Origin of the sequence: Rhodobacter viridis (assembly GCF_003217355.1) — a bacterium.
Taxonomy (GTDB): domain Bacteria; phylum Pseudomonadota; class Alphaproteobacteria; order Rhodobacterales; family Rhodobacteraceae; genus Rhodobacter; species Rhodobacter viridis.
Map to the genome: position 1 here is coordinate 1 of NZ_QJTK01000033.1, position 9,085 is coordinate 9,085.

The 9,085-nt window shown below is 65.1% G+C and carries 10 protein-coding genes and 2 pseudogenes; 5 read left to right on the top strand and 7 right to left on the bottom strand.

Annotation, left to right across the window (positions count from 1 at the left end):
- Nucleotides 1–320 (top strand): annotated as a pseudogene (locus C8J30_RS17850) (cation-transporting P-type ATPase); the annotation flags it as partial.
- Between the two features lie 88 nt (nt 321–408).
- On the top strand, nt 409–1,116 hold the full coding sequence (locus tag C8J30_RS17855) for a VIT1/CCC1 transporter family protein (protein WP_110807435.1): 708 nt from the start codon (nt 409–411) through the stop codon (nt 1,114–1,116).
- Between the two features lie 4 nt (nt 1,117–1,120).
- Here C8J30_RS17855 and C8J30_RS17860 read toward each other — a convergent pair whose 3' ends face one another.
- From C8J30_RS17860 to C8J30_RS17880, 5 genes are all read right to left on the bottom strand, one after another.
- Nucleotides 1,121–1,615, bottom strand: coding sequence for a helix-turn-helix transcriptional regulator (locus tag C8J30_RS17860; RefSeq protein WP_110807437.1), 495 nt, complete (start codon nt 1,613–1,615; stop codon nt 1,121–1,123).
- The gene (locus C8J30_RS17865) at nt 1,612–2,262 is read right to left on the bottom strand and encodes a cytochrome b/b6 domain-containing protein (protein WP_110807439.1); all 651 of its coding nucleotides are present in this window, start codon (nt 2,260–2,262) and stop codon (nt 1,612–1,614) included. The genes C8J30_RS17860 and C8J30_RS17865 overlap by 4 nt, the downstream gene beginning before the upstream one ends.
- On the bottom strand, nt 2,262–2,519 hold the full coding sequence (locus C8J30_RS17870; protein WP_110807441.1) for a PepSY domain-containing protein: 258 nt from the start codon (nt 2,517–2,519) through the stop codon (nt 2,262–2,264). The genes C8J30_RS17865 and C8J30_RS17870 overlap by 1 nt, the downstream gene beginning before the upstream one ends.
- 154 nt (nt 2,520–2,673) lie before the next feature.
- On the bottom strand, nt 2,674–3,504 hold the full coding sequence (gene ygiD, locus C8J30_RS17875; protein WP_110807443.1) for a 4,5-DOPA-extradiol-dioxygenase: 831 nt from the start codon (nt 3,502–3,504) through the stop codon (nt 2,674–2,676).
- A gap of 52 nt (nt 3,505–3,556) precedes the next feature.
- Nucleotides 3,557–3,982 (bottom strand): DoxX family protein, encoded by a 426-nt coding sequence (locus tag C8J30_RS17880; protein ID WP_110807447.1) that lies wholly within the window; start codon nt 3,980–3,982, stop codon nt 3,557–3,559.
- 126 nt (nt 3,983–4,108) lie between these two features.
- Between C8J30_RS17880 and C8J30_RS17885 the strand changes: the two genes are divergently transcribed.
- The 3 genes and pseudogenes from C8J30_RS17885 (at nt 4,109) to C8J30_RS17890 (ending at nt 6,444) form a co-directional block, all read left to right on the top strand.
- The gene (locus tag C8J30_RS17885) at nt 4,109–5,005 is read left to right on the top strand and encodes a LysR family transcriptional regulator (RefSeq protein WP_110807444.1); all 897 of its coding nucleotides are present in this window, start codon (nt 4,109–4,111) and stop codon (nt 5,003–5,005) included.
- Between the two features lie 190 nt (nt 5,006–5,195).
- A complete protein-coding gene (locus tag C8J30_RS19435) occupies nt 5,196–5,420 on the top strand; it encodes a helix-turn-helix domain-containing protein (RefSeq protein ID WP_394341944.1) in 225 nt (74 codons plus the stop codon).
- 9 nt (nt 5,421–5,429) lie between these two features.
- Nucleotides 5,430–6,444 (top strand): annotated as a pseudogene (locus C8J30_RS17890) (IS5 family transposase).
- A 240-nt stretch (nt 6,445–6,684) separates the two neighbouring features.
- On the opposite strand, the gene C8J30_RS17895 reads toward C8J30_RS17890, so the two are convergent.
- Nucleotides 6,685–8,211: a TniQ family protein gene (locus C8J30_RS17895; RefSeq protein ID WP_281269386.1), complete on the bottom strand. Its 1,527-nt coding sequence runs from the start codon at nt 8,209–8,211 to the stop codon at nt 6,685–6,687.
- Nucleotides 8,150–8,959 carry a TniB family NTP-binding protein gene (locus C8J30_RS17900; RefSeq protein ID WP_181420955.1) on the bottom strand — a complete coding sequence of 270 codons (810 nt, stop codon included), beginning with the start codon at nt 8,957–8,959 and terminating at the stop codon, nt 8,150–8,152. The genes C8J30_RS17895 and C8J30_RS17900 overlap by 62 nt, the downstream gene beginning before the upstream one ends.
- Between the last annotated feature and the right edge of the window lie 126 nt (nt 8,960–9,085).

Here is a 9,085-nt window from a genome sequence, read left to right on the forward strand (position 1 = left end):
CGCTGGCGCGGGCGGATGTGGGGATCGCGATGGGCGCGGCGGGCTCGGAGGTCGCGCTGCAGGCGGCCGATGTGGCGCTTCTGGCCGATGACATCACGCGTCTGGCCGAGGCGCATCGGCTGGCGCGGCGCACGGTACGGATCATCCGGCAGAACCTGATCTTCGCGATGGGGGCGATGACGGTTCTGGTGGTGACGGGTCTGTTCTTCCACCTGCCGCTGCCGATCGCGGTGATCGGCCACGAGGGCGGCACGGTGCTGGTGGTATTGAACGGCCTGCGCCTGCTCACCGACCCGATCCGAAAGGGTCGGGATGCGTGAGCGCGTCAGGGCAGCGTCAGTTTGTCCGCGTTAGACCCGCGACAGGATCGGCTTTCCGGTCCATGATGTCGCAAAAGACGAGGCGAAGATGGCGCTGTCCTACGAACCGGCTCACGAAGAGCCGCATTTTATCACCCGCTCGGGCTGGCTGCGCGCGGCTGTCCTTGGGGCGAATGACGGGATCGTCTCGATCTCGTCGCTGATCGTCGGGGTGGCGGCGGCCGATCCTTCGCCCGCGGCGGTGCTTCTGGCGGGCGGCGCCGGGCTTGCCGCGGGGGCCATGTCGATGGCGGCGGGGGAATATGTCTCGGTCTCCTCGCAATCCGACATCGAACGCGCCGACATTGCCCGCGAAACCGAAGCCCTTGCCACCACCCCCGAGGCCGAGGAACGCGAGCTGGCCGCGATCTTCGAGGCCCGCGGCCTGAGCCGGGATACCGCCGCGCAGGTGGCGCGGGAGCTTTCGGAAAAGGACGCGCTCGCCGCCCATGTGCGCGAAGAACTGGGGTTGAGCGAGGTCCATGCCGCAAATCCCTTGCAGGCGGCCGCGGCGTCGGGCATGACCTTTTCGATTGCCGCGGCAGTGCCGCTTGGCGCAGCGATCATCGCCCCCGAAGGCTGGGTGATCCCGGTCGTCGTCGCCGCGACGCTCGCGGCGCTGGCAGCGCTTGGCGCGATCGGGGCCCATGCGGGCGGCGCCCCGAAAGGACGGGCGACCGCACGGGTGTTGTTCTGGGGAGCGGCGGCGATGGCGATCACCGCGGGCGTCGGCCATATCTTCGGCGTCTCGGTCTGAGGGTTCAGCCCAGCAGATCCTCGACGAAAAGGGCCGCGAATTGCGCGCGGCCCGACACGCCCGCCTTGGCATAGACCCGCGTCATCTGCGCCCGCACCGTGCCCGTAGCCGCGCCGCGCAGCGTCGCGATCTCGGCCACGTCGAGCCCCTTGAGCGCGAAAAGCGCCACGTCCCGCTCGGCCGGGGTCAGGGCCCAGCGGGTGAATTGCGCCTCGATCACCTCGGCCAGCGCGCCGCGCGCGACCTCCAGCGCCTGCGCCTGGCTCTGCACCGTCTCGAGCGTGCGGCGCAGCTGCCAGCCACTCGTCACGATGCCCAGAACAAGCGCGAGCGAGACCAGCGCCTCGACCGCGGATTCCGGGCCGAGCCCGTCAAGGTCGATATCGGCCGCCGCATCGCCCATGAAGAAAAGCGCCGCCACCGCCTGCACCAGCACCACGGCCGCAAGGGCGGCAGACTGCCGCCGCCCCGCATCCTTCGCAAAACGGGGCAGCTTCATGCCTTGCCCCGGCCCAGCATCGGCCGCACCAGATTGCGGCCAAGTGCGCGGCTTTCCACCACCACGCCGCCCACATGCAGGGCGGCAAGGATCAAAAGCAGATTGGCTGCCGTCTCGTGGATCGCTCCCACGATCTTTCCTCCGTCGCTGTCGCCCTCATCATCCTCTGCGGGCGCCTGTTTCACAAGGGCCGACCAGTCACCCGAATTGACCGCGGCCTGATCGGCGGCAATCGTCATCGGGCTGCGGCCGCCGGTCATCACAAGCCCGGTCAGCGTCACGGTCAAAAGCAGCGCCCAGAGCGTGTAGACCATCATCGCGCCGGCCGGATTATGCGACGGATATTCGCGCGGCCGTTGCCGACGCGCCAGCCCGCCCAGATGCGACAGGGCCTTGAAGGGCGCAGGCGGAAAGCTGGCGAACCGCGCCGTGGCCGGGCCGACAAAGCCCCAGCCGAGCCGCACCAGCACGATCGCCAGCACCGCCCAGCCAAGCCCCACATGCAGCGCGGCCCCCGGTTTGTCGATCAGCCCGTTCACCAGCACGGCCAGCGCGACGAGCCAGTGCGAGAGCCGCACCAGCGGGTCCCAGACGGGGGGCTTCACGCCCCCCGCGGGATCCGTCTTGAGGGACGGAGCGCGTCCCATCAGTCGCCCGCCTTGATTTCGGTGACGGCGCCCGATTGCGGATCGATCACCACTTCGAAGGTCTTGCCGGCTTCGTCCTTGCAGATCGCCTCGACCTTGCCGTCTTCGGCCTCGAAATCGGACACCGTGCAGCCTTTGGCGGCGATGGCGGCCTTGGCGTCATCGGGGTTGGTGCCGACGACATCGCCCACGACGGGCATGGCGAAGGCGGCGAAAGGCGAAAACGCGAGGGCGCTGGCAAGCAGGATCTTTTTCATCGGTCACTCCATCGGTGGATCAGCCCGGATTGGGCAAGCCGTTGTGGCTGAACCGAAATTGTCCGATGACATGGCTCCGGTCGATCTGCCCGAAGCTGATTTCGGCGGGCGTAAGCGGCTGCTTACGCCCGTTCAAGCCCTTGAAAACCTGGCCTCAGCGCGGATGGAAGACAAAGGAGCGCATGGAAATCGACCCCAGATCGATCGTGTCGGTCATGAAGGTCAGATCATCGCGCGCATCGGAGGCGCCCGCGATGGTGAGCGTCGGCAGATAGTGATCGACGCTCGGATGGGCGATCGGCAAGAGCGGTCCGAGCCCGGCGCGGTCGGAGAGCGCGGCGAAATCGCGGGCCTCCAGCCGGTCGGTGAAGAGCCGGTCGAACTCCAGCGCGAAGTCGTGCGGTTTCGCGTTCTTGCCCCAGTTCACCGCGCGCAGGTTATGCACCACGTTGCCCGAGCCGATGATCAGCACACCACGGTCGCGCAACTCGGACAGCGTCCGCCCGATCTCGAGCTGATGCGCCAGATCGCGGCCCATGTCGATCGAGACCTGAAACACCGGCACATCCGCATCCGGGTACAGGTACTTCAACAGCGTCCAGGCGCCGTGATCGAGCCCCCAGGTGTCGTCGCCCTCGGCATGGTGGCTGGCCAGCAGCGAGACCACCTCGCGCGCAAGCGCCGGATCACCCTTCGCCGGGTATTGCTGATCGAAAAGCGCCTGCGGAAAGCCGTAGAAATCATGGATCGTGCGCGGCATCGCCGAGACATCGACCAGCGTCGTGCCGCGGGTCATCCAATGCGCCGAGACGACAAGGATCGCTTTCGGACGCGGCAGGCTGCGCCCAAGCTCGGTCCAGGCGCGGCTGAATGCCGTGTCCTCGATCGCATTCATCGGGCTGCCGTGACCCAGAAAGACCAGCGGCATCCGGTCGGAGGGGGAAAGCCGGTCGCGCAGCGCCGACAGGGACGAAACGGGGGGCATGGCAGTCTCCTTGTCTGGGGGCCGCTCGCGCCGGACGCGGGCGGCGATGCGGTCAGGCGAATTGGCCGAGCTTGCGTTGCAGAACCGGCACGCGCAGGGCAAAGGCCCCGGCGCCCAGAAGCGAGATCACCACCTGGATGATGGCCCAGAACAGCGGGAATTCCCAGCCGCCACCCTCGCCCGAGAAAAGCCAGCCATTGCCCGAATGCACCCAGGTCGCGCCCAGAAGCACCGGGATCTGCGCCAGCGCGACAATCCGCGTCGCGACGCCAAGGATCAGCGCAAGACCGCCCGCCAGTTCGGCGAGAATGGTCAGATAGGCAAAGGCGCCCGGCAGGCCGAGGCTTTCGAAATAGCCCACCGTGCCAGCGATGGTGAACACGTTCACCTTCAGCAGGCCGTGGGCAAGGAAGGTCACACCCGAAGTGACGCGCAGCAGCGTGGCGGCATAATCGGAAACGGCGGGGGTCTTGGTCATCTTGATCTCCAGTGCAGGGCCGCCCGACGCGGCCTTCATCTGCAGCTGAAATACGTCTTGCGGACCCTCCATGAAATGGCGAACATCTGGAATGACTTTCGCTGATTTGTTCTGAATGGGGGTCCGATGGACATCACCGACGAGCTGCGCGCTTTTGTGGCCACGGCGCAGACCGGGTCTTTCACCGCCGCGGCCGACCAGCTGGGGGTGTCGAACCGGCTGACCTCGAAATATGTGGCCGAGCTTGAGGCGCGGCTCGGCGTGCGGCTCTTGCAGCGCACCACCCGGCGCGTCGGCCTGACCCCGGCGGGCGAGGATCTTCTGGCCCGCGCCCCTGCCCTTCTTGATGATCTGCAGGATCTTCTGGCCGAGGTCTCGGAAGGCTCGCGCGGGTTTTCCGGGGTGATCCGGATCTCGGCCCCGGTGACTCTGGGCGAGATTTATGTCGGCGGGATGCTGGCGCGGTTTGCCAGGGCCCATCCGGGGCTGAGCTTCGATCTGCGGCTGAGCGACAGTTTCGCCGATCTCGCGCGCGAGGGGATCGATGTCGCCTTTCGCATCGGCCGCTCGGACATGCTGTCGCTGAAGGCGCGGCGCCTGGGCGAGAGCCATGCGGTCGTCGTTGCGAGCCCCGACTATCTGGCGGCGCATGGCACCCCCGCGCGCCCCGAGGATCTGGCCGAGCATGCCTGCATCGTCGACACGAACCGGCAAAACCCGCGCCGCTGGGCGTTTCAATCGGCCGCTGGCGCGCATGTGGTTTCGGTTCAGGGGCGCTTTCACGTCAACTCGGCGCGGGCGGCGGCGGAACTGGCCGCGGCGGGGTTCGGTATCGCCCATGCGCCGCGCTTTGCCCTGTTCGACGCCTTGGCAACGGGGGCGCTGGTACCGCTTTTGACCGCGTTCGACAGCGCGCCGAGCCCGGTCAGCGCGGTCTATCTCGAAGGCCGGGTCCTGCCGCGCAAGCTGCGCGCGCTGATCGATTTCGCCGTGGAGGATATTCGCCACGCGGGCATTCTCTGAGGCGTCCCGAAACCGCGCTCCCGCTTGAACCTTGCTGCCCCCGGCGCGATGGCGCAGATCCCTTGCGCCTGTCCCCGGGCCCTTGCAGGGTTCGGCCATGCGTCTTTGATCCGGGTTTCCGATGCGTCCTGACACCGCCACACCACGCGCTCCGTGCTTTTTGCGGCGAAAGGGCGCGCGCTGATGGAGCTTGACCGCCTTCCGCCGCTGCGCGCTCGTCGCCTTTCAGACCGTCGCGCGTTACGGCAGCTTCACCCGCGCGGCAGATCTGCTGGGTCTGCCCCAAGCGGGATCAGCTGGCAGATCGCGCAACGTGGCGGCAATCAGGTGTTTGATCCCACGGTTTGATGGTGTGATCGTCATTGTTGCAGAACTCTCACTGCGGAGGATTCCCATCGCGAATCCATTCGGTTAGACGGTTTGCATGAGCAAGCCCAAGCCCGCCCGTTACCGCACGACGAACTGGTCCTCCTACAACGCTGCGCTCCGCAACCGCGGGTCGTTGCTGATCTGGCTAGACAAGGAGATGGCCTGGGACGCGCCATATGAAGGCCGCCCTGGGCGCCCGCCGGTGTTCTCGAATACGGCGATCCAATTCTGCCTGTCGATCAAGGTTTTGTTCAAGCTGCCGCTCAGACAGTGTGAGCCAGTGAGGCGCCATTGGTCCGAGCCCACTGGCGAACGGGATGGTCGCCGGTCTGCTGCGGGTCGCTGGGCTGGACTGGCCCGTTCCGGACTACTCGACCCTGTGCCGCAGGCAGAAGACCCTGACGGTGCAGATCCCCTATCGCCGTGCTGGCGGGCCGCTGAACCTGCTGGTGGATAGCACCGGCATCAAGTTCCTCGGCGAATGAGATGGGACCGTGGCTGCAGTGCCGCCGCGTAAGCCCATCGAATGAATGGCAAGCCCGCAAGCACGGCGTTCAGGGGCGACGCCAATGGCGCAAGGTCCATCTGGTCATGGACACCGCCACATCCGACATCCGCGCGGTGGAGTTCACCCCCAGCCCGGAAGGCGACAGCCCCGTCCTGCCAGACCTGCTGGACCAGATCCCGGACGATGAAGACATCGGCACCGTGACCGCGGATGGTGCCTACGACACCCGCCGTTGCCACAATGCTATCATCGCACGCGGTGGCACGGCGATCATCCCGATCCGCAAGAATGGCCGACCTCGGAAGGATGATTGCCCCGCCGCGATCACCAGAAACGAAACCCTGCGCGCCACCCGGTACTACGGCAGGGCATGTCTCGCAAGCGCTGGACGGGATACCACGTCCGAAGCCGGATCGAGGCCAAAATGCGGTGCATCAAGGCCTTCGGTGACCGCATCGCGGCAAGAGACCCGGACCGCCAGACCGCCGAAATCCAGATCCGAGTTGCCCCAATCAACCGCTTCAATGCCCTCGGCACCGCCGAGATCGTCCGCGTGATCTGAAATAGAAGGGGAAAGGGGAAATCACGCCTCGAACCGCCTGTAGAACTTTATCGAGTTCTCACCGGGGCCAAAATTTATGTTTATTTATCAGATACCTGCAAAGCATCCATTGGATTTCTCGGATTGAGTTCTCACCAAGACGACCCCAAGTTCTCACCGGATTCCATGGTTTCTGGCGGTCGTGGCGCAAAGAAAAAGGGCCCGCGATGCGGACCCTGACAGTGATGCGAAAGATGGATTTTAGGCGGCGCGCAAAGCCAATGCTTCCGCAGGAGATACGAGGACTTTGTCGAAAGCAGGCGGGCCGGACCGCCGAAACGCACGCAACTCGCCCTTGAAGATAAGGTCAATGACGTCGACGGTAGTTCCCGCGCCGCGCTGACAAGCGTAGGCAATTGTCTGCAAACCCACGACGGCGGGCGCATCGATCTCCGGTAAGACGGCCAGACGGGCAAGAAATGCATCGAGAGAACGTCGCGCGAAAACCTGATTGCGGACCGCCCCGGGGGCATCGACGGGAAACAGGGGCGCCAAGAACCCGGCCGAATACAGCGCCTGCGTCTGCCGCAACGAAGCGCCGATATAGTCGGGTACCTCGTTGAAAGTGATCGCCGTTTTGAAATCCGTCAACACGACCGAGACCGCCGCCACCTCGAACCGCAACAATCCGCTTTCTGCGTCCGACGCACCCGTCGGAACCATGCCAAGCTTTTGCAGAAGCCGTGACAGCCGGCGCCGCTCGATGCCCGAGGCCTCCGCCAGACTCTGGATCGTATGGAACCTGCGCTGCGCGATCTCGATGCCCAGCACGACCTCGCCCGCATCGACGGCATCGTGCTGCACGATATGATCGCGCAAGATGTCTCGGATCGGCCCCGGGTCACGCGCGTTGCAACGCCGGTCAAGCCAATCGTGGAGGGCCCCGTAGCGCGAGAGCGGCCCCGCCTGAACCGCCCTTGCCGGAGATGCGTTGCGAATGTCGTCGAGAGCCGCCGTGATTGCGGCGGGGCCGAGGCTGTAGATCCGAAACCCCGTCTCGACCGCGGCCTCGCGGGCCTGTGGGGCGAGAGTTTGCGGGCGCACCTTGTGCCCATTGTTCATAACAGCGCCAATCATCAGCGAGGCATCAAGGACCTGTTGCAGGTCCTGCCTCTCCAACCAATCGGTGCCTCCGCGCATCGCATCGCTCAGACGATGGTCAAGCCAATGCAGGTATGAGGGACTTGCCTCGTCGGCCAGACGCGCCGAATGCGGCTCCAGCCTCGCCAAACCCTCGCGCAGGTCGAGTACCGGGTGTTCGAGATGCTCAAGCCAGACGCCGTGCTTGAGACACCGATGCACCGGTTCGAAACACCAGATCAGCTGCTGGCGCCAAGCGTCGCGGCTGCCATCTTCAAGCAGACACAATGGGCAAAACTTGTCTGCCTGCCTTGCGAGAAAAGTCTTGGCCAACCATTCACCGCGGAACTCGACGAGGGTCTTGAACGCGGTCACCGTAGTGGCCCGAGCCGCGGAGGCCGACATTTCGGTCAGTTTCGCGAACTCAGCAACCGTCGCCTTGTGCCCAAGACGAAAGGTTCGACCGGCACACCCATATCCGCCAAGAAGCGCGAAATCCCCTGACCCGCATGCACAGCCGCAAGACGCCCGGCATACGACAGGAGGGTCTCGTGCGTGTCGAAGGGAAGATGGGGGCGCAGCAGAGTCAATTGGACCACCCCGCTTTGATGAGCCCGGCCTGCACCATATCCCAATCTCCTTCGGCAAACGGCGTCATCGTCGCCTCGGGACGCTGATCGTTGAAAACCCAGCGGGCATCCTCGAGCGTGATGCGGTCGCGTCCCGCCTCGACCGTGCGCTTCAACACTTGTTTGGCGAAACGGAACGACAGACCCGCATCCCCGTTCTCGGCAAACAGCACCCGTTCGGCAAAATTGGCCTCGGGAAGAATAAGTCCGAGCTCATGCGCGCAGATCTGCATGCTTCTCGCAAAACGCCGTGCATCTTGCGAGCCCTCGGTAATGCGCATGAGTTCAAAAGGTTTGAAGCGCCGTGCCGTCTCGGGATCCTGCAAAAGCCCCTGCTTGAGCTTGTCGACGCCCGCCAGGATGACGGCGGTCGAATCCTCTCCCTGCAGCAGATGCTTGAGAGACTGAAGCGCGCCAAGGATATCCCGACCGGGTCCCGGGCGCAGCAGATGGTGCGCTTCATCAATAATGAGAAGTCGGATGCCCAGAAGGCGCAGCCGATGTCGCACGATCCCCCAAGCTTGATACCCATTCGCACGTGCCGCGATCGCGCCATAGCCGGTCTGGCGCGCGACCTCTTCCGCGAGAGATTTCGAGGTCGCTTCCGGCGGCACCGTGACCAACAGCGCATTTCCGCCCGCCTCGGGCGAGGCACTCCGGAACGCCGTTTGCGACTTCAAGGCGCGCTTCAAGATGGCCGTCTTTCCGGTTCCGGAAGGCCCGATGAGCGAAAATCCTGCCGTCTCTTGATTGAGCGGATCACGCAAGGGACAATCGGTCGTCGTGCCGTCCGCCGTTTGAGGTGGTCCCCAGCCAGCGGACAGTTTGCTAAGCTTGCCGCCAAGGAAGACGAGGACGAACAGCGTGGCTGGCAAACGGAAGAACTACAGCGC

What these genes read in the sequence shown, in the direction of transcription:
- ygiD (WP_110807443.1), bottom strand. Translation starts at nt 3,504, where the DNA reads ATGCCCCCCGTTTCGTCCCTGTCGGCGCTGCGCGACCGGCTTTCCCCC.
- C8J30_RS17855 (WP_110807435.1), top strand. Translation starts at nt 409, where the DNA reads ATGGCGCTGTCCTACGAACCGGCTCACGAAGAGCCGCATTTTATCACC.
- C8J30_RS17870 (WP_110807441.1), bottom strand. Translation starts at nt 2,519, where the DNA reads ATGAAAAAGATCCTGCTTGCCAGCGCCCTCGCGTTTTCGCCTTTCGCC.
- C8J30_RS17860 (WP_110807437.1), bottom strand. Translation starts at nt 1,615, where the DNA reads ATGAAGCTGCCCCGTTTTGCGAAGGATGCGGGGCGGCGGCAGTCTGCC.
- C8J30_RS17885 (WP_110807444.1), top strand. Translation starts at nt 4,109, where the DNA reads ATGGACATCACCGACGAGCTGCGCGCTTTTGTGGCCACGGCGCAGACC.
- C8J30_RS17865 (WP_110807439.1), bottom strand. Translation starts at nt 2,262, where the DNA reads ATGGGACGCGCTCCGTCCCTCAAGACGGATCCCGCGGGGGGCGTGAAG.
- C8J30_RS17880 (WP_110807447.1), bottom strand. Translation starts at nt 3,982, where the DNA reads ATGACCAAGACCCCCGCCGTTTCCGATTATGCCGCCACGCTGCTGCGC.